The following is a 25,081-nucleotide window of genomic DNA, read 5'->3' as shown; positions in this document are numbered from 1 at the left end:
TATGGAAGACAAAACTGATAATCGCTATGGTGAATACGGGGGCCAATACGTTCCCGAAACCTTGATGGCATCGTTGGACAAGCTCACGGCTTGCTTCAATGAAGCTAAGAACGATCCCAAATTTTACGAAGAGTTCCATCGCTTGTTGAACGACTACGCCAACCGTCCGTCTTTGTTGTATTATGCCAAGCGAATGACTGAAGATCTTGGCGGCGCGAAGATTTATCTTAAGCGTGAAGACCTCAACCACACTGGGGCCCACAAGATCAACAACGTGATCGGCCAAGTCCTCTTGGCACGGCGCCTGGGCAAGACGCGTCTGATCGCTGAAACTGGTGCCGGCCAACACGGTGTGGCGACCGCAACGATCGCCGCCTTGTTTGGGATGAAATGCGAAGTGTTCATGGGCAAAGAAGACACCGAGCGCCAGAAGCTGAATGTTTACCGGATGGAGCTGTTGGGCACCAAGGTCAATCCCGTCACCAGCGGCCAAGGCCTGCTCAAAGACGCGGTCAACGCGGCCTTGCAAGACTGGGCAGCGCATCCAGACGACACGTTTTACGTGATCGGTTCCGCCATGGGCCCAGCCCCATATCCGGCCATGGTCCACGAATTCCAGTCTGTGATCTCCAAAGAAGCCAAGCAACAGATCCTTGATGTCGAAGGCAAGCTGCCAGACGCTGTGGTGGCCTGTGTCGGTGGGGGCTCCAATGCGATCGGGTCGTTTGCTGAATTCATCGATGATCCTGAAGTGGCATTGTATGGTGTCGAAGCCGCCGGTGAAGGCGTTCATTCCGGCCACACTGCGGCAACGCTGGAAACCGGCACGCCAGGGATCTTCCACGGCATGAAGTCGATCTTCATGCAAAACACTGAAGGCCAAATCGCTAAGGTCTATTCGATTTCCGCCGGCCTCGATTATCCCGGCGTCGGTCCTGAACACGCAGCGCTTGATGCCTCCGGGCGCGCCCATTACGTTGGCATCACCGATGACGAATCGGTCGACGCCTTCGAATACATTGCGAAGATGGAAGGCATCATCGCGGCGGTTGAGTCTTGCCACGCGGTCGCTTATGTCCAGAAGTTAGCACCGACGATGCGCAAAGATCAAACCATTATCTGCACGCTGTCTGGCCGTGGGGATAAAGATGTTGCACAGATCGCTGCTTATCGGGGGGTAAATGTTCATGAGTAAGTTAAGAGATGTTTTTCAAAACCACAAGGCGTTCATTCCGTTCGTGACTGCCGGCGATCCGACAGCTGATCAAACCGTTGATGAAGTCGTTGCGCTGGCCGCAAACGGGGCTGACATTGTCGAGCTCGGGGTGCCATTTTCCGATCCGATTGCTGACGGTCCTGTCATCCAGGCGGCCGGCTTGCGGGCGTTTGCCGGGGGCGTCACCGTCGATGGCGTCTTCGACATCGTGCGACGCGTGCGCGAACATACCCAAGTCCCGTTAGTGTTCTTGACCTACGCTAACATCCCGTTCAAATACGGCTACGACGCTTTTTGTGCCCGCTGTGAAGAGCTCGGCGTTTACGGCTTGGTCATTCCAGATCTGCCGGAAGAAGAAGCCGATGAGATCTTGCCGTTTGCACAAAAGCATGGCGTTGATTTGATCCCGTTGGTCAGCCCGACCAGCGGCCCGCGCTTGAAGAAGCTTGTGCGTTACGCTACCGGCTTCATCTACATCGTCTCCGCCTTGGGCGTCACAGGCCAACGCGAAGGTTTTGCGCAAAACCTCGACGATCTGATCGCCGACTTGCGTAAAGTAACCGACGCGCCGCTGTGTATCGGCTTCGGGGTGCATACGCCGGAGCAAGCCCAAGAGTTGGCAGGTGTTGCTGACGGTGTGATCGTGGGCTCCGCGATCGTGCAACTTGCTGCCGATAGTGACGATGCGCCTGCTGCTGTGGGTGAATATACCAAAGCGATGGTCGCCGCTGTCGCCAAGGCCTAAGATCGATTCAATTAAAGACTCGCAACAAAACCAAATTCAGGTTTTGCTACGAGTCTTTTTTTGCCTTAAAATCACTACACAAAAAGTGGAAGACGTGAATACTGGTTGGGTCGCTGTGCTTTTCAAGCGCCTCAAAAGAATGCCGAAACCATGCGCATTGCAAAAGAAAACGTGTGTTATTTTTTAGGATAATATATCTTAATCCTTGGACAAGGATATTCCTACGAAGCGTGTTATAATTACAATGTAAGCGGAAACAAAGGAGGCGACGCGGTTGGCTGATGAAGAAGCGATCTCACCGTGGCTCTATCTGTTTGGACGCGGTGAAGATTATCAGAGTTATCGACGTTTTGGGGCCCATAAGGTAGCCCCAGGCGTCTGGGAATTTACAGTATGGGCACCAAACGCGCAGGCGGTCGCAGTGGTTGGCGATTTCTCAGATTGGCAACCGGTGGCACTGACGCCCATCGGGGACACCGGTTGTTGGCAAGGCCAGCACGCAGGCGAAAAAGGCCAGCTGTACAAATTGCACCTGACAACCGCAAGCGGGGAGGTGATCGAAAAAATCGACCCGTATGGTTTTTACTTTGAACCTAAGCCTGGCACGGCAGCCCGTTTGTGGGACTTGCCAGCCCACGCCTGGCAAGACAAGCGTTGGTTGACTCATCGGCAACTGTCGCCGGTATATGCGCAGCCACTCAATATTTATGAGGTGCATCTTGGCTCGTTCATGCGCCACGATGATGATACTTATCTCACCTATCGCGAACTGAGCGCCAACTTGATCCCTTATGTGAAGAAGATGGGATATACCCACATCGAGTTGATGCCGCTGATGGAACACTTGTTGGATGCCAGCTGGGGTTATCAGCTGATGGGCTATTTTGCCGCGACCAGCCGGTTTGGCACGCCAGATGATTTCATGGCGTTTGTCGATACCGCCCATCGTGCCGGCATCGGGGTAATCATGGACTGGGTGCCGGGGCATTTCATCCGCAACACCGATACGTTGGCGATGTTTGACGGCACCCCGACGTTCGAATATCAAGATCCCCATCGTGCCGATAATGTCCGCTGGGGGACGTGGAATTTCGATTTAGGTAAGACCCAAGTCCAGAGCTTCTTGATTTCGAGTGCCATGTTTTGGCTCGATCAGTTCCACCTCGATGGGTTGCGCGTCGACGCGGTGTCCAACATGTTGTATATGGATTATGATGCCGGCAAAGAAAACGATCGCAATCGCGACGGCGGCCGGGAAAACTTGGAAGGCTTGGCATTTTTGAAGAAGTTAAACACTCAAGTCTTCGCCGCACATCCAGACGTGTTGATGATTGCCGAAGAGTCGTCTGCCTATCCGCAGGTGTCAGCCCCGATCGATGCCGGCGGGCTGGGGTTCAACTACAAGTGGAACATGGGCTGGATGAACGACACGTTGCGCTATTTTGCCATGGATCCCTATGCCAGGCGCGACCATTTACACCTGCTGACGTTTTCTTGGGTCTATGCGTATGATGAGCAATTCATCCTACCTTTTTCCCATGATGAAGTCGTCCACGGCAAAAAGTCCTTGATGCACAAGATGCCGGGAGATCGCTACAACCAGTTCGCTAACTTGCGGGTGATGTTTGTCTGGTTGATGACCCATCCCGGCAAGAAGCTCTTGTTCATGGGTGGCGAGTGGGGCCAGTTTCTGGAGTGGCGGGACTGGAGTCAGCTCGAGTGGGTCGATCTTGATGACCCGATGAACCGCGCGATGCAAAACTTTACGCAGACGCTGAACCGGTTGTATACGAAGCGCTCAAGTCTGTGGGTGAACGACCATCAAGCAGCAGGAATGACAGTGACGATCGGCGACGGTCCTGAACAGCTGAGTTATATCCGTTGGGGCCAGTCTGCACGGGACTTCACCGTGGTGGTTTTGAACTTGATGCCGCTTGAACGCCAACACTTTTTGGTACCGGTGCCACAGGCCGGCACCTACCAAATCGTGTTGAACACAGAAAGCGTCCACTTCGGTGGCACCTGGCGACGACTACAAAAAACGCTTCACACGACCGGTACCCCGCAAGGCGGCCAACCAGACAGTGTCGAAGTCGTTTTGCCGGCAATGGGGGCATTATTGATCGCACCGCAGATCCTTGAGACGGGGCCAGAATTGACGTTGTGAACGTGGCTTATTAATAGGAGGAAAGGCAAATGAGCACTGAGATGTTAGGCATGATTCTAGCCGGTGGTCAAGGCACCCGGTTAGGCAAGTTGACCAAAAACACAGCGAAGCCTTCCGTTCCCTTCGGTGGGCGGTATCGAATTATCGATTTTACCCTCAGCAATCTCAGCAATTCCGGTGTCAATACCGTTGGCGTCATCACCCAATATCAACCCCTAGAGCTCAACCGCCACGTGCAAAACGGCGCCAGCTGGGGCCTCAACGAGCGTGGTGCCGGGGTGACGATCTTACAGCCTTACGCATCGAGCGAAGGCGAAAAGTTTTTTGAAGGCACGGCGCATGCGATCTATCAAAACATGGCGTACATCGACTCGTATAACCCGCAGTACGTGTTGATCCTTTCCGGGGACCACATCTACAAGATGGATTACGAGCGGATGCTGGCGTTTCATAAAGCCAAAAAAGCGACGCTGACGGTGGCGGTCATGCCGGTATCGCTGGAAGAAGCGACGCGCTTTGGGATCATGAACACCGACGACACCGACCGTATCATTGCCTTTGAAGAAAAGCCGGAAAAGCCAAAATCTGACCTGGCTTCGATGGGGATCTACATCTTCGATTGGGCGCCGCTGCGCAAATATCTGTCGGATTCTTATGCGACCGACGGCAAGATGGAAGACTTTGGTAAAGACGTGATCCCGGCGTATCTTGCACACAACGAGCCGACGTTTGCCTATGCGTTTCACGGGTATTGGAAAGACGTCGGGACGATCCAGTCGTTGTGGGAGGCGAACATGGAGTTCTTGTCGCCTAACAATCCGCTGAACATCACCAATCGTAACTGGCGGATCTATTCACAAACCGAAGCGTTGCCACCGATGTTCTTCACCAAGACCGCCAAAGTCCACCGCGCCATGGTCACCGACGGCTCATACGTCGCAGGCGAAGTTGAGCACAGCATCTTGAGTCAAAACGTCAAGGTCGGAGAAGGCAGCGTCATTAAAGACTCGATGATCATGCCAAACGCGGTGATCGGGAAGAACGTCACGATCGATCATGCCATCGTCGGTGAAGACGCGGTGGTTGGCGACGGTGGCGAAGTGATCGGATCGAGCTCGGAAATCGCTGTGATCGGATACGGAGAAGTCGTAGGAAGGAAGGAAAAAGCATGAGACAAGGAGAAATGGCCGCCGTCATCGATCTGAACGAAGACGTGCATACCTTATTACCGTTGACTGAGCACCGTCCGATCGGCACGCTGCCTTTTGCCGGTCGCTACCGTTTGCTAGATTTCCCACTGTCAGCAATCACCGCTGCGGATATTCACAGTGTGGGCTTGTTCATGCCGGAGTCTGAACGCAGCGTGCAAGATCATATCCGTTCTGGGGCGGCGTGGAATCTCGACTTGATCCAAGGCGGCGTGTTCTTGTTTCCATACGTCGCCACGCGTGATTACAACGACGAACAGTTGCGTGCGCGTTATTATGAGAACTACACCCAGTTCCTGCGCGGCTCAGGTTCTAAGTACACGGTGGTGATGGGTGCCAAAAACGTCGCTAACGTCAACCTTAACGCGATTTTGAACTACCACAAAGCCGGCGACGCGCGGGTGACGACCGTGTACAAGAAATTGCCGGTGGCGCGTATCCGGCCGACTGATTGGACGCTGAGCTTGTCCGAACAAGGCGCGGCAAGCTCCGTGATTCAGGCCCAAGAACGCCACGATGACGACTCCAGCGCCGAGATCCCAAGCTTCATGGATATTTATCTGCTGGCGACCAGCGACCTGATCGATTTGCTCGACGAAGCGGCCTCCAGCCGCACGTTCCGGCGCCTGCCAGAGTTGTTACGGGATTATGTGTTGGCCAACAACGCCAACGCCTTCGAATACACCGGGTATCTTGCTCGGATCGATGCCATCCAGCGCTATTACGACGCCAACATGGAGATGCTTAACGACGTCAACTTCCAGTCGTTGTTGTTGTCCAACGTGCCGATCTTGACCAAGAGCAAAAACGAAGTGCCGAGTTTCTTCGCCAAAGACGCGGTAGTTTTGAACTCGCTGCTTGGCACCGGCACCTATATCGAAGGCCGGGTCGAAGATTCCGTGGTCTTCCGCAACGTCGTCGTCCACCACGATGCGGTGGTGCAACACGCAGTCATCATGCAAGGTGCCAAGATCTCGACCGGGTCAACGGTGCGGTATGCGATCTTGGATAAAGGTGTCGTGATCGGTCCGAATCTGTCGGTCATTGGCAAGCCCGATGCGCCGATCGTGTTGCGCAAGAACCAGACGATTTTCCGGGAGAGTGAATTGGAGGCGAATGTGAATGCTTAAGGTTCTCTTCGCCGCGGCGGAAGGGGCGCCATTTTACAAGACTGGCGGTCTCGGTGACGTGGCTTATGCGCTGCCACAGGCGTTGCAGCGCGCAGGGGTAGACATCCGGGTGGTGTTGCCGTATTATCCCCGGCAGTTCCCGCAGCGCTACAAAGACCAACTGCGTCCGCTGGCGCGCTTCACGCTGGCGTTTGGTCAGCAGAGCTCGCAATATGTTGGGGTGCTCACGATGAAGCTTGGGGCAGTGACGTATTACTTCATCGATAACGAAGCCTTTTTTGCCCGGGATCAGTTGTACGGTGAGTGGGATGACGGTGGACGCTTCGGTTTCTTTTCGATGGCGCTGATCGAAATGCTGCAGGTGATCGATTTCATTCCCGATGTGATCCACGTCAACGACTGGCACACCGCCTTTGTGCCGGTGCTTTTGAAAGATAAGTACCAGTGGATCGAGGCCTATGCCGACATCCACACGCAGTTAACGATCCACAACCTGCAGTTTCAAGGCTGGTTCCCGCCATCAGTGTTGGCCGATGTCTTCGGCATCGGCCGCCAGTTCGCCAATGACGACGGTTTCATGCAAGACGGTCAGGTGAACTATCTCAAAGGCGGTATCAACTTTGCGGATCTGATCACAACCGTCAGTCCGAGTTATGCCGGTGAGATCCAGACGCCGGCGTTTGGCGAACACCTCGATGGCACGCTGCGGAAACAAAGCTGGAAGTTGCGAGGGATCCTGAACGGCATCGACACCAAGCTTTACGATCCACAAACCGACACCCACCTGTATGCCAACTACAGCGCAAGCGACTTGGCGGGCAAGGCCCAAGACAAGCGTGCGCTACAAGAAGAATTTGGCCTGCCGCAAAGCGACGTCCCGCTCTTCGGGGTCGTTTCTCGGCTGACCCGGCAAAAAGGTATGGACCTGTTGATCGAAGCCCTCGATCAACTCCTGCCGAGCGCGTCTTGCCAGGTTGTGATCTTGGGGACAGGTGACACGGATCTGGAGCGCCACTTCACCGAGTTGCACAACCGCTATGCTGGCAAGGTCGGCACCATCATCGGCTTTGACACCGCACTTGCCCAGCGGATCTATGGCGGCGTCGATTTCTTCGTGATGCCATCTGCATTTGAACCCAGCGGCTTAGCGCAGATGATGGCGATGCGTTATGGTGCCTTGCCGGTCGTCCACGAAACCGGCGGCCTCCGTGATTCCGTTATCGCCTATGATGAAACCGACGGCAGCGGCGATGGCTTCTCGTTTTGGGAATTTAACGCAGGTGTGTTGGCGGAAACCATGGCGCGCGCAGCAAAAGTGTATACCAGCGAACCTGAGGTGTACCAACAGCTGCAACAAAACGCCATGAGCAAAGATTTTGATTGGGTCCATGCTGCAACGACGTATCTTTCTGGCTATCAGTCGCTGCTCGGTTGATGTCAGAAAGGATAGGCGGCCAAGTGCCGCCTTTTTTGAAAGGAGCAAAGGGGTATGGCATTAACCAAGAAGCGTTTCATTGCAGATTATCAAGAAGAGGCGATGCACATTTTCGCTAATTCTTTAGAGCACCTCTCACTTCTGCAGCAATATCAGGCGCTGGCCTTCTTGGTCAAAGGCTATTATGCCACCGATTGGGCAAAAACCAGAGCGGATTACGACCACCACCAGCAAAAACAGGTCTATTACTTCTCCATCGAATTCATGCCGGGGCGCTTGTTGGCGTCGAACCTGTTAAATCTGGGCGTCAAAGAAACTGTCGAAGCCGGGCTGGAAGAACTTGGCATCGACACGACTGCTTTATACGCGGCAGAAGGCGATCCAGGCCTTGGTAACGGGGGCCTAGGCCGGCTGGCCAGTGCATTTTTGGATGCGATGGCAGCCGTCGGTATGGCCGGCAACGGCAACGGGATCCGGTACCAGTACGGCCTGTTTCAGCAACGGTTTGTCGACGGCTATCAAGTCGAATTACCAGACGACTGGTTGCGTGATCCGTATGTCTGGGAGACGCGTAAGGAAGACCGGGCGGTGATCGTGCGTTTCGGCGGTAGCGTCGCGCTGGTGCCGGGAGACGGCGGGCGCCTCGAAGCCGAGTATTATAATACTGACGAGGTACTGGCGGTGCCATACGATACCGCGATGGTCGGCTACCGCAACCATGTCGTCAACACCATGCGGTTGTGGAGTGCAGAACCGGTGCCCGGACACGTGCACAGCTTGGAAGAAAAGGCGCGCGTCAATGCGATCACCCAGATCTTGTATCCCGATGACTCCGACACTGCCGGCCGCGAGTTACGGCTGCGCCAAGAATATTTCTTCACCTCCGCTGGCATTCAAAGCATCATCACGCATTACCGCCGGTTCCACCAAGACCTCCATCTCTTGCCACAGTTTGTCAGCATCCATATCAACGACACCCATCCCGCGATGGCGGTGTTGGAATTGATGCGCGTTTTGTTAGATGATGGGCATCTGCCTTGGGACGAAGCCTGGCGTATCACGGTGGCGACGTTGAGCTACACCAACCACACGCTGATGACCGAAGCGCTTGAAACCTGGCCCGAGGAGATGTTTGCCCGCCTGTTGCCGCGCTTGGCCCAGCTGGCCCAAGAAGTCGACCGCCGGTTCCGCCAGCAATACACCCGACTGTTTGGAGAGACCTTGGTGTCGCGGTGTGCCCCTTTGGCCAATGGGTATCTGCGCATGGCGTATCTGGCCACTATCGGTAGCCATGCGGTCAACGGCGTCGCCAAGATTCATTCCAACCTTTTGAAACAAAGTGTGCTCAGGGATCTTTACACGATCTTCCCAGAGCGCTTCAACAACAAGACCAATGGCATCACGCCCAGACGCTGGGTGCAGATCGCCAACCCCGACCTCAGCCAGCTACTCGATGCCACTATCGGGACGGCTTGGCGGCGCGATCCCAGAGAACTCGTGCCGCTGTTGGCCCAAAGCAACGATCACGATTTTTTAAAGGCTTTGAACGCCGCGAAGTTTGCCAATAAGCAGCGCCTGGCGACGGTGATTTCTGCTCATCTCGGCTTTGAAGTTGATCCTCACGCGATCTTTGACGTTCAGATCAAGCGCCTGCATGCCTACAAGCGCCAGTTGCTTCACGTGTTTGGAATCTTGGAAGCCTATCTTGCCATCAAAAAAGGCGAGTCCCGGCCACCACGGGTGCACATCTTTGGAGCCAAGGCCGCACCAAGTTACCGGTATGCCAAGGCCGTCATCCGTTTGATCAACGCGGTCGCAGACATGGTCAATCATGATCCCGATTGTGCCGGCAAGTTGGCGGTGGCATTTATTCCTAACTACGGGGTCACGTTGGCCGAGCAGATCATTCCGGCGGCGGATATCTCGGAGCAGATCTCCTTGGCAGGAACTGAGGCGTCGGGAACCAGTAACATGAAGCTGATGGCCAACGGCGCGCTGACGTTGGCGACCCTTGATGGTGCCAACATTGAGATTCGTGAAGCGGCTGGTAGCGACGCGATGGTGACGTTTGGCTTGACGGCCGACAAGGTCGCCGCCCTCAAAGCCTCCAACGAGTACTCGGCCCGTGCGGTATACGAGGCAGATCCGACGCTTCATCGCATCGTTGACATGCTGACAGACGGGACGATTCCCGGCATCACCACCGAAGGCCGCGAGATTCAAGATGAGTTGTTGATCTATAACGATACTTATCTGGTTTTGGCCGACTTTGCCAGCTACCTCGCTGCCAGCCGCCAACTCGATGCGCTTTGGCAGACACCGTTAGCCTGGGGACAAGCGGCGTTGAAAAATATTGCGGCTTCCGGTCAATTTTCTGCTGACTTCACGGTTCAGCGCTATGGTCGCCAGATCTGGGATGTGTTGCCTAACACGCCGGTGTAAAAGCGCGCAGTTGTCGCTGTCAACTCAGGACGGATGGTGATTGGATGGAATTTGATTCATTTATCGACCGCACCCCGTTTGGTGCGGTCGTTGTCGGGACTCAAGTGACCTGGCGGTTGCGCGCACCGGAAGCCAAGGTGGCGACCTTGTTGGTGTCGCAGGCAGATGGGGGGATGCAGGCCGTTGTCATGCAACGTCGTGGTGGTAATTGGGTCGCTACGCTGACGCCTGATGCCCAAGGGTTGTGGTATTACGCCTTTCGCGTTGAAACTGCTAACGGTCAGGTGACCTACGGCGCGGTGGCCGGCGGTTTTGGCGGCAGCGGCCAGAGCTATCACGATCCAGATGCGGCGCCTTGGTATCAACTGACTGTGGTCAAGCGCCTGGAAAAAGTCCCGGCGTGGTATCGGGATGCGCGGATCTATCACATTTTTGTCGATCGCTTCAACAACGGGAACCCAGATGGGCACGTCAACGCGCCCAAACCCAACAGCTTTTTATACGGTCAGCTGACAGACAGTCCTTATTACATCAAAGACGCCACCGGCGAGATCGTCCGCTGGGATTTTTATGGCGGCAATCTTGCTGGTATTACAGCCAAGTTAGATTGGCTACAGGCGCAAGGCTTCACGGCAATTTATCTCAGCCCAATCTTTGAGGCGCGTAGCAACCACCGTTATGACACGGCAGATTATTTGAAGATCGATCCGATGTTGGGTGATCTTGCCGATTTCAAAGCGCTGGTGGCGGAACTGCACGCCCGCAAGATGCGTCTGATCCTCGACGGCGTCTTCAACCACGTCGGCCAAGACTCGCGGTATTTCAACGCGTTTGGCCACTATCCCGAGATCGGTGCGGCGCAATCGCAACAAAGCGACTATGCGCCGTGGTTTACGTTCACGCATTGGCCGGACGATTACGCCAGCTGGTGGGGCGTACGGGATCTGCCGGCGATCCGCAAAGACAGCCAGGCTTTTCATCAATTCATTGCCGGCGGGCCGGATTCTGTGATCGGGTATTGGACAGGCCTTGGCGTTGATGGCTGGCGGCTCGACGTCGTTGATGAACTGGCGATGGACTTTCTGATCCAGATTCGCCACTTGCTTGATACGTTTCCAGACCGGGTTTTGATTGGCGAAGTCTGGGAGGATGCCTCTCATAAGGTTGCGTATGGTCGTCGTCGGCCATATCTAGAAGGCGAAGCCTTGCATGCGGTCATGAACTATCCGCAACGCCAATTGATGCTGGATTATGTGTTGGGCAAGCTTCCACCGGCAAGTTTGGGTCGTCAGTTGTTGACCTTGCAAGAGAATTATCCGCCTGATGTCTTTGCCTATAACTTCACCAGCCTGTCGACGCACGACACGCCACGGATCCTGACGGAGGTGCATGAAGACGAAAAACAGCTGGCGTTGTTATTGACGTTGGCGGCGGTGTTGCCAGGTAACTGGGTGCAGTTTTATGGCGACGAGGCCGGGTTGACCGGCGGCAAAGATCCAGACAACCGTAAGTACTATCCTTGGCAAGCACCCAATTCACGGGTCCAGGCGCTTTATGAACGCGCCGCCGCGTTACGACAACTGCCGGCATTGCAAGGCGACGCGTCGTTTGCCCCGTTTTGGGATGGTGACGTCTTTGGGGTCTTGCGGATCCAAGGCGCCACTGGGCTCGTGTGTTATTGCAACGCCGGTGATCGGACTGTGTCGTTTACCCCCAGCGGCGCCAACCTCAACTACATTCCGCAAGCTTGGCGCTCGCTGTTGGCGCCGGTCACACTCGATCCACATACGAGTCAGATTCAAACCTTGGATTAATGAGATTGATTACCGTCGTGTTTACACGGCGGTTTTTTCGTGTTGCAATTGCAACATATCTGGTTATACTGGAGTACATGGAGGTGAGCGTATGCAAGAACCATTACGGGCGATTGGGGTCGTAGCCAGAGCACTAGACAGTATTGCCAACATTGAGTTTCAAGCTGTTACGCTCACCCGTGGCCAATACTTATACTTGGTGCGGATCACCGAAGCACCGGGAATCATCCAAGAGCAGCTTGTAAATCAGTTGAAAGTTGATCGTGCCACAGTGGCGCGCAGTGTGATGAAGCTCCAGCGTCAGGGGTTGATTACCAAGCGGCCGGACCCGGCCAACGCCAAGCGTCAGCAACTGTTTCCGACACCTGCGGGGCTGAAAGCCTATGCGCTCATCCGCCGCGAGAATGATTATTCTCAACAGCGGGCGCTGGCTGGCATGAGCGAAGCAGACGTGGCAACGTTGACGCGGTTATTAAACCAGATGTGTGCCAATATCGATGAAGATTGGCAATTCGTCAAAAGCGGTGGCAAACGCGACTATTAAAAGCTTAAAAGGAGTATTTATGGTAGTAACAAATCAGATCAAACAGGTGACAGACTCGGATGTGGCAACGCTTGTGAAACTGGCGAGGACGACGTTTGCTGACACGTTCGACGCCAACACGGCCCCTAATGACATGGCGACATTTTTGGCGACGGCATATTCGCCAGAACAACTGCTTGCTGAACTGCACACACCAGGGACGACGTTTTGGTTCATTGAAGCTGCAGGGCAGGCCGTCGGGTATCTCAAACTCAATGTCGATGCGGCGCTGACCCCAGATGTCCAGGCGGGTAATGCTCTGGAACTTGAGCGGATCTATATCTTGCCTGAGTTCAAGCACCATGGGTTTGGCAGTCAACTGTTCACGTTCGCGTGGAATTATGCCAAGCAAGCTCACAAAACGACGATCGCGCTGGGGGTGTGGGAACACAACGAACCGGCCAAGGCCTTTTACGCCACCAGGGGCTTTCATCGCGTTGGCGAGCACGTTTTCCAGGTTGGTACCGACCCGCAGCGGGATTGGTTGATGGAATGCGCGGTAGATTAGCCTTTTCCCGTTTACAAACGGTGCTAAGTTGGGTATCATGGTTAGGTATGTAATACGAAAAGACTATGTCGGAGGTACAGCATGGCTGCAAAATGGGAAAAGCAAGGCACCAACGAAGGTGCATTGACTTTTGAAATCGCACAAGATCAAATTAAAGTAGGGTTGGACCAAGCGTTCAACCGTGTAAAGAAGACGCTGAACGTTCCTGGTTTCCGTAAGGGTCACGTGTCCCGTACGGTGTTCAACCGGATGTACGGCGAAGCGGCATTGTATGAAGATGCGTTGAACATCCTCTTGCCAGACGCTTATGAAGCTGCGGTTAACGAAGCTGGTATCGAACCAGTTGACCAACCAAAGATCGACGTTGACAAGATGGACGAAGGCGAACCTTGGGTCATCAAGGCGACCGTTACCGTTAAGCCAGAAGTGACCTTAGGGGACTACACCGGCTTGACCGTTGACAAGCAAGATCGCACGGTTACCGAAGCTGACGTTGAAGAAGAATTACAAAAGCGTCGCGAAGGCCAAGCTGAACTCGTGCTCAAAGAAGACGGCGCCGCAGAATCTGGCGACACCGTGACGATCGACTATGCCGGTACCGTTGACGGCAAAGCCTTCGATGGCGGTTCTGCGAAGAACTACAGCCTCGAACTCGGTTCAGGTTCCTTCATTCCTGGCTTTGAAGACCAATTGGTTGGCCACAAGGCTGGCGAAGAAGTTACGGTTAAGGTAACCTTCCCAGAAGACTACCAAGCAGAAGACCTCCAAGGTAAAGACGCCGAATTCAAGACGACCATCCATGAAGTCAAGACCAAGGAATTGCCTGACTTAGATGATGATTTTGCCAAGGACCTCGACGAAGACGTTGATACCCTCGACGAATTGAAGGCCAAGATCAAGGAAGAACTCGAATCCAAGAAGGCTGAAGCTGCTGACAACGCCCTGGAAGAACAGGCCATTGGCAAAGCGGTTGAAAACGCGACGATCGAAGAAATTCCGCAAGCCATGATCGATTCCGAAGTCCAAAACCAGATGGATCAATTCCTTGGCAACATGCAACGCCAAGGCATCAACCCAGACATGTACTATCAATTGACTGGCACCAAGGAAGACGACTTGAAGAAGCAGTTTGCAGCTGATGCTGAAACCCGCGTCAAGACCAACTTGGTACTCGAGGCTATCGTTGCGGCTGAAAAGATCGTGCCTTCCGAAAAGGAAATCGAAGCTGAAGTTAAGGACTTGGCTGGCGAATACAACATGGAAGAAAAGGCTGTTCGTCAGGCCCTTTCCGATGACATGTTGAAGCATGATATCGGTGTTAAGAAGGCCATCCGGGTCATCACCGAATCCGCTCAAGAAGCATAAGCACTACCTGAAAGATCGGCCTCATGGTCGGTCTTTTATTTTTGATGTTTAAAATAGCGCTTTCATCGATGCGAATAGGTGTGTTACCATCCAAGTGGTACCTGTTGCCGGTGGCAAACTGCAGGCAACAATTCTAGGTGAGATTCGCGTCAACATAATGGGGGATCAATATGGCAGAAAATTTAGTGGCAATTGCAGTTGGTCAACAGACAATTAAATTTGCAAAGTGGGATGGCAAGACGTTAAGTCAAGTGGTCGAGCGATCGACGCCAGACACGCTGGTTGCGCTTAAGGAGACCTTGGTTGCCGGCTTCACCGCGGTTCGTCAGCACGCGACGATCGACGGGGTCACGATCAGTGTCGCCGGCGACGGCACGGTTGAAGGATTGCGGTATCTTGATATCCGGGCAGAGCTGGAATCACTGTTCACGCTTCCCGTCGTGATCGAAACTCGCGCTAATTGTATCGCTTTGGCCGAGATGGCGGCAGGCGTTGGCGTTGGCAAACAGGCTGTGGTCGTCATTGCAGCAGATGAGGACCTCGACTGCGCCGTCGTTCTTGGCGGTAAGATCTGGCATGGTGCTCATGACCTTGGTGGTCGATTGGGTTACATGTTGATGAAACCACAAGCGACGCTAGCCACGATCGCGGCGCCTGCTCGCATTGCGGAACGCTACGCGGCGGCCACTGGGGAACAGTTGTCAGGCGAGACCGTTCTTGCCCGCGCCTCACAACGCGACACATTAGCAATCCGTCTCGTCGCTGAGGCGGAAGCGGCGTTGGGTAAGGTGATTTTCAACCTCCAATACACGATCGACCCTGAGTGTTTTATCATCAGTGGGGCGATCAGCGCCAACACTAAGTTTATCGAGTGTGTCCAAGCAGCCGCTGAAGCGGTACAAGCTGAGGTTAAAGCCGCGCCGTTGGCCCCGACGATCTTGGCCGGCGGGTATCATGGTGAAGCGTGCCTGCGCGGGGCCGTCGCAAATTTTCTTCAGGAGCGGTGAAAGGTGGCCGGCATCGCCAGCGCAGGTGCTGAACTCGGGTGAAGGCGAAAAACTTGCATTACTGCCCATTGTCGTGTAACTTATCTATCGTAAGTGAACGATGGAGGGAAAAGTATGCTGGCAATAATGATTGGGTTGGTAATTGGATTTGGGCTACCCGTCCAAACCGCCATTAATTCGCGTCTTCGTGATGCCGTCGGGTCGCCTTTTTGGTCGTCGTTAATTTCTTTTTTGATTGGCACCATCGGCCTTGCAATCGCAACTGTCGTCAGTGGTGTGGCATTGTTGCCGTCAGCGCAGATTGTCAGCAGTCAACCTTGGTGGTTATGGTTGGGCGGGGTGTTTGGGGTCGTCTATTTGACCAGCAACATCTTGCTATTTCCAAAACTCGGGAGCGTGCAAACAGTCATCTTCCCGGTTACCGGGCAGATCTTGATGGGACTGTTGATCGATAATGGTGGCTGGTTTGCGGCACCGGTACAGCCGCTGACGTTGGTGCGCGTCATCGGCGCTTTGTTGGTCGTTGCTGGGGTATTGATCACCGTCGCCTTGCCTGCGTTTTTCGCTAGGGAACATGATTTTGGTGGGGGCAAGGAATTGACCCCGCATGGGGCGAGCCTCTGGCTGTGGCGCCTGTTAGGTGTTGTTGCCGGGATGTTGTCGGCAAGCCAAACCGCGGTTAACGGACACCTCGGTGTCGTGCTGGGATCAACGGCCCAAAGCGCGTTGATTTCTTTTGCCATCGGCACGGTCGTGTTGGTCGTGATCGTTGCGATCTTGCATCCACACTTAACCTATACCCAGACGCGGCCGATGCATCGGTGGTGGATGTGGGTCGGCGGTCTGATCGGAGCCCTATTTGTTTTGGGAAATGCCTATCTGGCACCAACAATTGGTACCGGGCTGGCGGTGGTGATCGTGCTGGTAGGGTTGATGGTTGGTAGTTTGATCATTGATCAATTCGGTTGGTTATCAGCACCACGCAGCCCGATCACACGGATTCAGCTGCTCGGTTTGGTGGTTATGATCCTTGGCGTGGTTGCAATCAGATTACTGTAGACTCGTTTCGTGGCTAGTCTTTCAAGGCTAGCTTTTTTCATTTGGAAACAGTTGGAAAAGTGGACAAATAAAAAATTAAATTGTGGACAATATTTACTGAGAGTATCACATTGATTTGTGGTGGGTAGCGACTGTCCGCTGTTGAACTTGGGTTGCGGCAAAATGCGCTGAGCCGCAAAGCGACAGGCATGCAGGCAATCTCGGTTGATTGGAAAAGCTTGCAGATCTTTATCGAAAGATTGCACATGGCGAACCTGACGAGAGGATTGCAACCCGGCAAACACTATGATAGGCTAGACCAGTCAGCCTATGCAGGGCCGCCCTGTTTTGGTATGATTGACTTAACAAGAAGGGGTTGAGAATCTATGTTTGACAACGTTGAAACCACTGGTCCCGTAACCTGCAGCTTCTGCGGTAAATCTCAAGACCAAGTGAAGAAGATCGTTGCTGGCCCTGGCGTATATATTTGTAACGAATGCATTGAGCTTTGCAAGCAGATCATCGATGAAGAGTTCAAAGAAGATGCCTACCAGAACCTGTTGGAAGTTCCTAAGCCGATCGAGATCTTGAAGATCTTGAACGATTATGTGATCGGCCAAGATGATGCCAAGCGTGCCTTGGCCGTCGCTGTTTACAACCACTACAAACGTGTTAACCAGATGGAAGTCGCTGATAAAGGCGATACCGAATTACAAAAGAGTAACATTGCGTTGATTGGGCCTACTGGCTCCGGGAAAACGTTCCTGGCGCAAAGCCTCGCCCGGATCTTGAACGTGCCGTTTGCGATCGCCGATGCGACGACTTTGACCGAGGCCGGTTATGTCGGCGAAGACGTCGAAAACATCCTATTGAAGCTTTTGCAAGCCGCCGACTACGATGTGGAACGCGCGCAAAAAGGCATCATCTATATCGATGAAATCGATAAGATCGCCAAGAAGTCGGAAAACGTGTCGATCACCCGGGATGTCTCCGGTGAAGGGGTGCAACAAGCCCTGTTGAAGATCTTGGAAGGCACGATCGCCAACGTTCCGCCTCAAGGTGGGCGTAAGCATCCGCAACAAGAATTCATTCAGATCGATACCACCAACATCTTGTTCATCGTCGGTGGGGCCTTCGACGGCATCGAGACGATCGTCAAAAACCGGATGGGCGATAAGACGATTGGTTTCGGCGCCAGTGCGCCAGAAGCTGGTTATGATCCAACCAAGTCTGTGATGCAGCAGATCGTTCCAGAAGATTTGATGAAATTCGGGATCATTCCTGAATTCATCGGCCGGATCCCGATCATCGCGGCCCTCGAGAAGCTCACTGAAGACGATTTGGTTCGCATTCTGACAGAGCCTAAGAACGCATTGGTCAAGCAGTATCAGAAGCTGTTGAGTCTCGACGATACCGAGCTGGAATTCACCAAACCGGCTTTGCATGCGATCGCCCACAAGGCGATCGTGCGTGATACCGGGGCGCGTGGGTTGCGGTCGATCATCGAAGCCGTGATGCAAGACTTGATGTTTGAGCTACCGAGTCGGCCTGAAGTTACCAAGGCTGTGGTCACCAAGGCCGCGGTTGAAGGCAAAGGCAAGCCCGAGTTAGTGCTTGAAGACGGTCAAGAAGCGTCATAACAATCATGGAGGTCAGCCAATTACTGGCCTCTTTTTTGATGCCATCATGTTGCGACGCAGATTTGTAACGAGAGTCTTCGGGTCGGATGTGATAGAATTATTGAGTTAGATAGGAGGGATCCCATGAAGATCCACAACGTTGACCTGACGATCAGTGCCGTCAGTGCCAAGCAGTACCCAGATACCGGCTTTCCGGAAATTGCCTTCGTTGGTCGGAGTAATGTCGGTAAGTCCAGCTTGATCAACCGCCTGATCGATCGTAAGGCGATGGCACGGACGTCAAGCGTCCCTGGCAAAACGCAGACGCTTAATTTCTATATTTTGGAAGAGATGCTGTATTTTGTCGATGTCCCAGGCTATGGCTTTGCCAAAGTTTCTAAGGCTTCGCGGGCGAAGTTTGCGGCGATGATCGAAGAATATCTCACCAGTCGCAAGCAGTTGCGGGGTGCGGTGTTGCTTGTCGATGCGCGCCATGAACCCAGCGCCGATGATGTCAGCATGTATCAGTATCTGAAGTATTTTCATATCAAGACGCTGGTGGTCGGCACCAAAGTCGATAAAACTAGTCGTGCCAAACGTGCGAGCGTGATCAAACAGATCAAACAGACGCTTGATATCAACCAAACCGATGAACTGATCTTGTTTTCCGCTGAAACCGGCGAAGGCAAGTCGCAGGTCTGGCACTGGTTGGAAGAAACTGCAGGAATTGGAGGAGAAATCGGTGGAGCTGAATGATTATCAAAAAGAAGCCAACAAGACGTTGGCTGGCAACGAGCACGTCTTAACTAACCTGGCCTTGGGATTGGCCAGTGATTCTGGGCAGGTCGTCGACTTGATCAAGAAATATACCTTTCAAGGCCAAGAGCTCGATCATGATCAGCTGAAGGTCAAGATGGGGGATGTCTTGTGGTACTTATCCCAGATCGCTTTATGGGCAGACGTCGATTTCGATGATGTTGCCAAGACCAATCTGGAAATGTTAGCCAAGCGTTACGCCCGTTAATGACGAAACGACCGGAAATTTTCGGTCGTTTTTATTTTGGCGTCGATTCTTCTGCGCAAACTGGTATACTGATTGAGTTAACTGGAGGAGGATGGACGTGAGAGGATTAAAATTAGTCGTGGCAGGGTTCATTGGGGTGGTCGTGGTGGCGGCAGCGACCACTGCCAAAGCGGTGGAGGCGGTGACGTTGCCTGAGATCAGCGACGCGCAACTGCGAACTTACGTCAATAAGATGAGCTTAGATGAACAGATCGGCCAACTGTTCATGTCACGGACACCGAGCGACCCCGCCCAAGCGCAGGCAGGTGTTGCAAAATATCATCTCGGTGGGTTGGTCTTGTTTGGCGCTGACTTTAAAATTGGCAGTGCTGCGACCTTGAAAGCCAGGGTCGATAGTTATCAAGCCAAGGCCAAGATCCCGTTGCTAATCGCGACGGATCAAGAAGGCGGTGAGGTGTCGCGCTTTTGGGATTCACCGACTTTAGGTCTCAAACACTGGCCGTCGCCACAAGAGGCCTATGCCGCCGGAGGGATGGCTGGTGTCTTGGACGCCGCCAAACAAACCGCTGCGACGCTCAAAAGTGTTGGGGTCAACTGGAACTTTGCACCGATCGCAGACGTCGCGCCGGATCCGAGCAATTATATTTATGACCGGACATTTGGCCAAGGCTATCAAGCGACGGCCGACTATATCGCCCAAGTTGTCCCAGCGATGCAAGACGCCGGTGTTGGCGCGACGCTGAAGCATTTTCCCGGATATGGCGCTGCAGGCGACACGCACGTTGGCTTTGCGACCGTGTCCACGCCGCTGGCCACCCTGGAACATCAGGATCTGTTACCGTTTAAAGCTGGGATTGGCGCTGGTGTCGACGGCATTATGGTCACCCATATCGTCATGAAGGCGATCGACGCAAAGTACCCGGCTTCCTTATCACGCAAGGTCATCACCGGGTTGTTGCGCCACAAGTTACATTACGATGGTGTCATCATCACCGATGGCCTGGGAATGGCCGCAATCACCCAGTTTCGGCAACAGTATCACTTGGCGTCGACAGATGTCCTCGCGGTCCAAGCAGGGGATGATGCCGTGTTGAACAACGATTATGTCACCGGTATCCCAGCGATCAAAGCCGCTGTTGCCAAAGGCACGATCAAGCGCTCGCAAATCGAGGCGTCGGATCTGCGGATTTTGAAACTCAAACGCAAGCTCGGCTTGTTGTCCAAGGCTCAGTTCATTGAACCCCACATCAAGCTCGGCGAAACGACCGTGAATAAGAAACACACGATCGTTCACGGTCGCGTACTTGCCAAGTCTGTCGCTGCTGGCAGTCATGTCTCGGCTTTTGCTAAGCAACATCGGGTTGCAACTGCTACAGTCGCAGATAATGGTGACTTCAAACTGACGATTCCACGCCAGGTCAAGCAACAGCGGGTGATGGTGCGTGTGGCTAAAACTGGCGTCAAGCCAGCGGCCATTGCCGTCAAGGCGCTTCCGGCTAAAGCCGCAACGTTTTCTGGGCGCTGGTTGGTGGCGATCGTGGCGGTCGTCGTCATTGGGTTAGCCGTGGCTGGCATCATGAGGAGCCGCAAGCATAGATAAAAAAACTGGCTGAACACAATTGTGTTCAGCCAGTTTGACTAAGCTTTGGTATTCTTCTGCTCGGTATCGCCTTTTGCTTCAGGCGCGTCTGTTTCTTTTTTCGGATCGTTGATCGGGGTGTTGGCAGCCTTATCGCGATCTTTAGGCAGGGTCGCGAACTTGTCGAACATCTCGTTCCAATCACTCTTATTGTTGATATGCAGTGCCATGTGGACACCTCCTATTTGACGATAGTATAACACGTGCCCACGCACTGTGCAAAACCCTGCCGGGGCCTCAGCCGTTGCAGTTGAGGCCCAGTAAATGCTACCATAATGGCAACCCAGTGAACCCGATGGTCATGAGTAACGATTTGTTGCAAATTGCCCCGTTGATCGACACAGTTGAAAAGGAGGATCCAAGATGATCAGAACGGCGACGCTTGATGATTTTGAAAACTTGCTGGTATTGGTCGAAGGCTATTATGCTGACAGTCCTGTGCCACATCGAATCGATGTTTCAACGTTGAAAACGACGATCCAGGAGTTGGTGACACCGGAAAACACGCTGGGCGGCTTATTGGTTGCAACGGTTGACGCCAAACTGGTGGGCTTTGCCTTTTTGCTTTTTGGGTTTGACAAGCGGGCCCTGCGCAAAACGGTGGTGCTTAATGATCTGTATGTGATGCCAGCGTTTCGCCGCCAAGGGATCGCTCGGGCGCTGATTACAGAGACGTTTGCCTGGGGACAAGCGCATGGTGCAGTGCGTGTGACCTGGCAGACGCGCTCGACAAATACCGGTGCCCAGAAGCTATACGATCAAATAGGCGAACGAGAAACCGGCTGGTACCATTATTTTCACCGGATTGACGAATAACAGCCCAACGTCTCCTGATAGGAGGCGTTTTCATTTTGCATATACCTATGCCTTCTGAGGCACACCATGTATAATAGGGTCATTCTATCATCTGACTAAGGTTACAGGAGGACAAGCGCATGGGGGTCATCCGCATCACGAACATGCAGTTTCATACGTACAACGGTGTTTTCGCCGAGGAACAAAAACTCGGTCAGCGGTTGCAGATCGACGTGGCGTTACGCCTGCCGATCGAGACCCAGGTCCAACACGACGATCTAAGTGAAACCATTGATTACGGCGCGGTTTACCAGACGATCTCAGACTTCGTGACGACCCATCACTATCAGCTGATCGAAATGCTGGCAAACCAGTTGCTCAAGAAGTTGCGAGACACTTATGCCGTCGACGGTGTCACGCTGCGCATCCGCAAAGGCGCGGTCCCGATCGACGGGATTTTTGATACCGTCGAAATCGAGGTGTCAACAGATGACTGAGGCGTATCTGGGTCTCGGGACCAACATCGGCGACCGGTTGCATCGGCTCCACCAGGCGCGATCGCTGCTTGATCAGACGCCTGAGGTGCAGGTGGTGCGAGCGTCTTTGGTCTATGAGACTCAGCCTGTGGGTGGGGTTGTGCAAGATGATTACCTCAACCAGGTAGTCGTTATTCAAACCCCAATGCCACCGATGGCTTTGCTTCGGCGACTGCACGATATTGAACGGGTCATGCACCGCCAGCGGATCGTTCGTTGGGGAGCACGCACTGTCGATTTAGATCTTTTGTATTATGACGATCTGACGATGCGATCGGCTGAGCTGACGCTCCCACATCCCCAGATCCCCAACCGACGCTTTGTCCTTGTGCCATTATTAGAAGTCGCAACCGGCCCTCGCGTCGCAGAAGTTGCCGCGTTGCTCAAGACCACTCCAGATCACAACTGGGTGCGGCCATATATTCAAAAGTAAAGGAAGTCCCTCATGGATCAACAACGTATTGAAAAAGCCGTCCGCGAACTGCTCGCAGCGGTTGGTGAAGATGTCGATCGTCCCGGTTTGATCGAAACACCGGAGCGGGTTGCGAGAATGTATGCTGAAGTATTCGGGTCGCTTGATGCCGGAGAACAGTTCGAAGATTATAAGGTGTTTCCGGTTGAAGAAGACCCTGGTTTGGTGATGGTCCAGCAGATCCCATTTTATTCGATGTGTGAACATCATCTCTTGCCATTTTTTGGGCATGTCAGCATCGGTTACATGCCCAATCACAAGCAGATCATTGGCTTGAGCAAATTGGGACGGCTGGTCAATTTTGTCGCGCGGCGGCCAAGTGTGCAAGAGGTATTGACCGGTCGGATCACTGAAGAGCTGCAGCGGATCTTGGATCCCAAAGGCATCGCAGTTTCTGTGGTTGCCCGACACATGTGTATGGAAATGCGCGGGATCAATCGTGGCGACTTGTTCACGTATACGTCGCGTTACACCGGAGTTTTTCAAACCGATCGCGATTTAAAGCGTGAATTCCAAGAGGAGGCGCGACGCGTCGATGGCAACCTATGACGAGCTAAGAGCGGCGATGGATCACCAGATGCGCGCCGCTGACCCATCACGGGTAGTGGCACTGACGGCGGTTTTGCACCAGCTCGGCGATCCTGACACCAAGATGCACTTGATCCATGTTGCCGGCACGAACGGCAAAGGATCGACTGGGGCGTTTATCGCCCAGGCGTTGCGCAACGCGGGCTATCGTGTGGGGCATTTTGCGTCACCGGCGATCAGAGACGAGCGCGAACAGACCCAAATCGACGGCCAAGTCATCAGCACGCAAACGTATGCGTCGGTGATGGCGGCGGTCATGACAAAAGCCAAGTTGATGCCAGCTGCGTTCACCGACTTTGAGTGGGACGTGTTGGTGACATTGGTCTGGTTTGCGCAACAAGGATGCGATTGGGCGGTACTGGAAGCCGGCCTTGGTGGGGCGACAGACGCGACCAATGCGATCAGTGCCCCTGAAGCAGCAGTTTTCACCCATATCGCGCTTGACCACACCGCCATCTTAGGCCCGACTCTGGCAGCAATCGCCCACAATAAAGCGCAGATCATCAAGGCCAACGCCATGGTGTTTATTGCGCCAAATCAAGCACAAGACGCCCAAGCAGTGTTGTTGCAAACAGCGACTACCCATCACGCGACAGGGGTCCGGCGGGCGTCAGCGGTGCAGCTGACACCACTCGCTACTTCCTGGTCGGGAACGCAGGCACGCCTGGCAGATGGCACGACGGTTTCCGTCCGCATGTTAGGGCAATATCAGCTCGATAACGCCCGAACCGCGCTTGCGGTTGCGGCGTGGCTGGTTGAGCAAAAGGTGCTTGCAGATCTGCAACCGATGGTGACGGCCCTTGCACAGGTCCAATTGCCTGGACGTTTGCAGCAGTTGGCCACAAAGCCACGCGTGGTCATCGATGCCGGGCACAACCCCGACGCCTTGCCGCAGGTTCTGGCGACGATCCGCCAGCTACAGCAAGGGACCGGGCGCTTGTTGGTCGTCGCCGGCTTTTTGCGGGATAAAGACGTCACGCGATTAGCTGCGGCATTGGGTGTTGCAGACGCAGTATGGGTCACGACGCCTAAGCACCCGACACGGGCGTTGGCAGGGGCCACCTTGCAAACGATGGTGGCGGGTAGTCAGTTGGCGGTCGATGTTCATGCTGGCTTGGCTGCGGCAAAAAAGGTCGCTAGCGCCGACGACGTTATCTTGGTGGCAGGTTCATTTTATTTAATAGGAGATTTGTTGTGACTGAATTCATGTTGGCAACCCACAATGACCGCAAACTGGCGGAGTTGAATCAGCTGTTACAGGCTTATGGCCATACTGGCGTGGCTTGCGGGATAACGTTGCCTGAAGAAGGCGACACCAGCCTGCAGATCAACGCCCAAAAAAAAGCAGCCGCGGTGCATCGCGCCTTTCCACACGTTTGGGTGTTGGGCGATGACTCCGGCTTGTTTTTGAAGGGACTACCGGATCGACTCGGGGTACGCACGGCACGAGAACTGCCGCGCAAGCATACCAATGAGGCCTTGCAGAGACTGTTAGCACCTGGCATTGACCGACGGGCGACGCTGAAAAGTGTTTTGACCCTGATCTCGCCAAGCGGCCAAGAGACCAGTGCGACGGGTGCCCTCGATGCGGTTGTGGCGCCTGTTGACCGCGGCGAATACAGTCGCGGTTTTGATAAAGTGTTGATCCCGGTTGGTGAAGCGCTGACGCTGGCGGAGATGAGTGCCGCCACGCGTCAGGCGTACTTGCCGCGAGAACGAGCGCTGAGCGCATTATTCGCTTAGGAGGGTG

24 protein-coding genes are annotated in these 25,081 nt (G+C 54.0%); 23 read left to right on the top strand and 1 reads right to left on the bottom strand.

Features of this window, described 5'->3' with window-relative positions; all coding sequences use genetic code 11:
- The first annotated feature begins 1 nt into the window (after position 1).
- The 17 genes from trpB (at position 2) to ACYVRB_RS00585 (ending at position 20,901) form a co-directional block, all read left to right on the top strand.
- Positions 2-1,195 (top strand): tryptophan synthase subunit beta, encoded by a 1,194-nt coding sequence (gene trpB, locus ACYVRB_RS00665; protein WP_461212906.1) that lies wholly within the window; start codon positions 2-4, stop codon positions 1,193-1,195.
- Positions 1,188-1,961 carry a tryptophan synthase subunit alpha gene (trpA, locus tag ACYVRB_RS00660; protein WP_461212904.1) on the top strand — a complete coding sequence of 258 codons (774 nt, stop codon included), beginning with the start codon at positions 1,188-1,190 and terminating at the stop codon, positions 1,959-1,961. The genes trpB and trpA overlap by 8 nt, the downstream gene beginning before the upstream one ends.
- Before the next feature lie 274 nt (positions 1,962-2,235).
- On the top strand, positions 2,236-4,128 hold the full coding sequence (gene glgB / locus ACYVRB_RS00655; protein ID WP_461212903.1) for a 1,4-alpha-glucan branching protein GlgB: 1,893 nt from the start codon (positions 2,236-2,238) through the stop codon (positions 4,126-4,128).
- Positions 4,129-4,157: 29 nt separating this feature from the next.
- Positions 4,158-5,300 (top strand): glucose-1-phosphate adenylyltransferase, encoded by a 1,143-nt coding sequence (locus ACYVRB_RS00650; protein WP_461212901.1) that lies wholly within the window; start codon positions 4,158-4,160, stop codon positions 5,298-5,300.
- The gene (gene glgD, locus ACYVRB_RS00645; RefSeq protein WP_461212899.1) at positions 5,297-6,466 is read left to right on the top strand and encodes a glucose-1-phosphate adenylyltransferase subunit GlgD; all 1,170 of its coding nucleotides are present in this window, start codon (positions 5,297-5,299) and stop codon (positions 6,464-6,466) included. The genes ACYVRB_RS00650 and glgD overlap by 4 nt, the downstream gene beginning before the upstream one ends.
- Positions 6,459-7,901 carry a glycogen synthase GlgA gene (glgA, locus tag ACYVRB_RS00640; protein ID WP_461212898.1) on the top strand — a complete coding sequence of 481 codons (1,443 nt, stop codon included), beginning with the start codon at positions 6,459-6,461 and terminating at the stop codon, positions 7,899-7,901. The genes glgD and glgA overlap by 8 nt, the downstream gene beginning before the upstream one ends.
- 54 nt (positions 7,902-7,955) lie before the next feature.
- Entirely contained in the window at positions 7,956-10,343 is a 2,388-nt protein-coding gene (locus tag ACYVRB_RS00635) for a glycogen/starch/alpha-glucan phosphorylase (RefSeq protein WP_461212897.1), read from the top strand.
- Positions 10,344-10,387: 44 nt separating this feature from the next.
- Positions 10,388-12,157: an alpha-amylase family glycosyl hydrolase gene (locus tag ACYVRB_RS00630; RefSeq protein WP_461212895.1), complete on the top strand. Its 1,770-nt coding sequence runs from the start codon at positions 10,388-10,390 to the stop codon at positions 12,155-12,157.
- 91 nt (positions 12,158-12,248) lie between these two features.
- Positions 12,249-12,701, top strand: a complete 453-nt coding sequence (locus ACYVRB_RS00625; protein ID WP_461212893.1) for a MarR family winged helix-turn-helix transcriptional regulator — start codon at positions 12,249-12,251, stop codon at positions 12,699-12,701.
- 19 nt (positions 12,702-12,720) lie between these two features.
- Positions 12,721-13,248, top strand: coding sequence for a GNAT family N-acetyltransferase (locus ACYVRB_RS00620; RefSeq protein WP_461212892.1), 528 nt, complete (start codon positions 12,721-12,723; stop codon positions 13,246-13,248).
- A gap of 81 nt (positions 13,249-13,329) precedes the next feature.
- On the top strand, positions 13,330-14,613 hold the full coding sequence (gene tig, locus ACYVRB_RS00615; protein ID WP_461212890.1) for a trigger factor: 1,284 nt from the start codon (positions 13,330-13,332) through the stop codon (positions 14,611-14,613).
- Between the two features lie 170 nt (positions 14,614-14,783).
- The gene (locus ACYVRB_RS00610) at positions 14,784-15,620 is read left to right on the top strand and encodes an ROK family protein (protein WP_461212889.1); all 837 of its coding nucleotides are present in this window, start codon (positions 14,784-14,786) and stop codon (positions 15,618-15,620) included.
- Positions 15,621-15,734: 114 nt separating this feature from the next.
- Positions 15,735-16,679 carry a DMT family transporter gene (locus ACYVRB_RS00605; protein ID WP_461212888.1) on the top strand — a complete coding sequence of 315 codons (945 nt, stop codon included), beginning with the start codon at positions 15,735-15,737 and terminating at the stop codon, positions 16,677-16,679.
- 365 nt (positions 16,680-17,044) lie between these two features.
- Positions 17,045-18,298: an ATP-dependent Clp protease ATP-binding subunit ClpX gene (gene clpX, locus ACYVRB_RS00600; protein ID WP_461212887.1), complete on the top strand. Its 1,254-nt coding sequence runs from the start codon at positions 17,045-17,047 to the stop codon at positions 18,296-18,298.
- A gap of 123 nt (positions 18,299-18,421) precedes the next feature.
- Entirely contained in the window at positions 18,422-19,033 is a 612-nt protein-coding gene (gene yihA / locus ACYVRB_RS00595) for a ribosome biogenesis GTP-binding protein YihA/YsxC (protein WP_461212885.1), read from the top strand.
- Positions 19,020-19,301: a nucleoside triphosphate pyrophosphohydrolase family protein gene (locus ACYVRB_RS00590; RefSeq protein WP_461212883.1), complete on the top strand. Its 282-nt coding sequence runs from the start codon at positions 19,020-19,022 to the stop codon at positions 19,299-19,301. Before yihA ends, ACYVRB_RS00590 begins: the two co-directional genes overlap by 14 nt.
- A gap of 97 nt (positions 19,302-19,398) precedes the next feature.
- Positions 19,399-20,901, top strand: coding sequence for a glycoside hydrolase family 3 N-terminal domain-containing protein (locus ACYVRB_RS00585; RefSeq protein ID WP_461212882.1), 1,503 nt, complete (start codon positions 19,399-19,401; stop codon positions 20,899-20,901).
- A 38-nt stretch (positions 20,902-20,939) separates the two neighbouring features.
- Here the strand turns inward: ACYVRB_RS00585 and ACYVRB_RS00580 are convergent, their stop codons facing one another.
- On the bottom strand, positions 20,940-21,110 hold the full coding sequence (locus tag ACYVRB_RS00580; protein WP_461212881.1) for an SPJ_0845 family protein: 171 nt from the start codon (positions 21,108-21,110) through the stop codon (positions 20,940-20,942).
- 193 nt (positions 21,111-21,303) lie between these two features.
- Here ACYVRB_RS00580 and ACYVRB_RS00575 point away from each other — a divergent pair, with 193 nt between their 5' ends.
- The 6 genes from ACYVRB_RS00575 to ACYVRB_RS00550 all read left to right on the top strand — a co-directional run bounded on the left by ACYVRB_RS00575 (position 21,304) and on the right by ACYVRB_RS00550 (position 25,074).
- Complete coding sequence (locus tag ACYVRB_RS00575; protein WP_461212880.1) at positions 21,304-21,756, top strand: GNAT family N-acetyltransferase; 453 nt, start codon at positions 21,304-21,306, stop codon at positions 21,754-21,756.
- 119 nt (positions 21,757-21,875) lie between these two features.
- The gene (folB, locus tag ACYVRB_RS00570) at positions 21,876-22,232 is read left to right on the top strand and encodes a dihydroneopterin aldolase (protein WP_461212879.1); all 357 of its coding nucleotides are present in this window, start codon (positions 21,876-21,878) and stop codon (positions 22,230-22,232) included.
- Positions 22,225-22,704, top strand: coding sequence for a 2-amino-4-hydroxy-6-hydroxymethyldihydropteridine diphosphokinase (gene folK / locus ACYVRB_RS00565; RefSeq protein ID WP_461212878.1), 480 nt, complete (start codon positions 22,225-22,227; stop codon positions 22,702-22,704). The genes folB and folK overlap by 8 nt, the downstream gene beginning before the upstream one ends.
- Positions 22,705-22,716: 12 nt before the next feature.
- Positions 22,717-23,292 carry a GTP cyclohydrolase I FolE gene (gene folE / locus ACYVRB_RS00560; protein ID WP_461212877.1) on the top strand — a complete coding sequence of 192 codons (576 nt, stop codon included), beginning with the start codon at positions 22,717-22,719 and terminating at the stop codon, positions 23,290-23,292.
- Entirely contained in the window at positions 23,279-24,529 is a 1,251-nt protein-coding gene (locus ACYVRB_RS00555; RefSeq protein WP_461212876.1) for a bifunctional folylpolyglutamate synthase/dihydrofolate synthase, read from the top strand. Before folE ends, ACYVRB_RS00555 begins: the two co-directional genes overlap by 14 nt.
- Positions 24,526-25,074, top strand: coding sequence for a non-canonical purine NTP pyrophosphatase (locus ACYVRB_RS00550; RefSeq protein ID WP_461212875.1), 549 nt, complete (start codon positions 24,526-24,528; stop codon positions 25,072-25,074). Before ACYVRB_RS00555 ends, ACYVRB_RS00550 begins: the two co-directional genes overlap by 4 nt.
- The last annotated feature ends 7 nt before the right edge of the window (positions 25,075-25,081 follow it).

This window comes from Lacticaseibacillus boliensis, from assembly GCF_054784775.1.
This window is presented reverse-complemented; position numbering and strand designations above follow the sequence as displayed.

What these genes read in the sequence shown, in the direction of transcription:
- folE (WP_461212877.1), top strand. Translation starts at nt 22,717, where the DNA reads ATGGATCAACAACGTATTGAAAAAGCCGTCCGCGAACTGCTCGCAGCG.
- ACYVRB_RS00605 (WP_461212888.1), top strand. Translation starts at nt 15,735, where the DNA reads ATGCTGGCAATAATGATTGGGTTGGTAATTGGATTTGGGCTACCCGTC.
- folB (WP_461212879.1), top strand. Translation starts at nt 21,876, where the DNA reads ATGGGGGTCATCCGCATCACGAACATGCAGTTTCATACGTACAACGGT.
- glgD (WP_461212899.1), top strand. Translation starts at nt 5,297, where the DNA reads ATGAGACAAGGAGAAATGGCCGCCGTCATCGATCTGAACGAAGACGTG.
- ACYVRB_RS00580 (WP_461212881.1), bottom strand. Translation starts at nt 21,110, where the DNA reads ATGGCACTGCATATCAACAATAAGAGTGATTGGAACGAGATGTTCGAC.
- ACYVRB_RS00630 (WP_461212895.1), top strand. Translation starts at nt 10,388, where the DNA reads ATGGAATTTGATTCATTTATCGACCGCACCCCGTTTGGTGCGGTCGTT.
- ACYVRB_RS00625 (WP_461212893.1), top strand. Translation starts at nt 12,249, where the DNA reads ATGCAAGAACCATTACGGGCGATTGGGGTCGTAGCCAGAGCACTAGAC.
- ACYVRB_RS00610 (WP_461212889.1), top strand. Translation starts at nt 14,784, where the DNA reads ATGGCAGAAAATTTAGTGGCAATTGCAGTTGGTCAACAGACAATTAAA.
- ACYVRB_RS00620 (WP_461212892.1), top strand. Translation starts at nt 12,721, where the DNA reads ATGGTAGTAACAAATCAGATCAAACAGGTGACAGACTCGGATGTGGCA.
- ACYVRB_RS00555 (WP_461212876.1), top strand. Translation starts at nt 23,279, where the DNA reads ATGGCAACCTATGACGAGCTAAGAGCGGCGATGGATCACCAGATGCGC.
- glgA (WP_461212898.1), top strand. Translation starts at nt 6,459, where the DNA reads ATGCTTAAGGTTCTCTTCGCCGCGGCGGAAGGGGCGCCATTTTACAAG.
- ACYVRB_RS00635 (WP_461212897.1), top strand. Translation starts at nt 7,956, where the DNA reads ATGGCATTAACCAAGAAGCGTTTCATTGCAGATTATCAAGAAGAGGCG.
- ACYVRB_RS00575 (WP_461212880.1), top strand. Translation starts at nt 21,304, where the DNA reads ATGATCAGAACGGCGACGCTTGATGATTTTGAAAACTTGCTGGTATTG.
- folK (WP_461212878.1), top strand. Translation starts at nt 22,225, where the DNA reads ATGACTGAGGCGTATCTGGGTCTCGGGACCAACATCGGCGACCGGTTG.
- ACYVRB_RS00650 (WP_461212901.1), top strand. Translation starts at nt 4,158, where the DNA reads ATGAGCACTGAGATGTTAGGCATGATTCTAGCCGGTGGTCAAGGCACC.
- yihA (WP_461212885.1), top strand. Translation starts at nt 18,422, where the DNA reads ATGAAGATCCACAACGTTGACCTGACGATCAGTGCCGTCAGTGCCAAG.
- trpA (WP_461212904.1), top strand. Translation starts at nt 1,188, where the DNA reads ATGAGTAAGTTAAGAGATGTTTTTCAAAACCACAAGGCGTTCATTCCG.
- tig (WP_461212890.1), top strand. Translation starts at nt 13,330, where the DNA reads ATGGCTGCAAAATGGGAAAAGCAAGGCACCAACGAAGGTGCATTGACT.
- clpX (WP_461212887.1), top strand. Translation starts at nt 17,045, where the DNA reads ATGTTTGACAACGTTGAAACCACTGGTCCCGTAACCTGCAGCTTCTGC.
- trpB (WP_461212906.1), top strand. Translation starts at nt 2, where the DNA reads ATGGAAGACAAAACTGATAATCGCTATGGTGAATACGGGGGCCAATAC.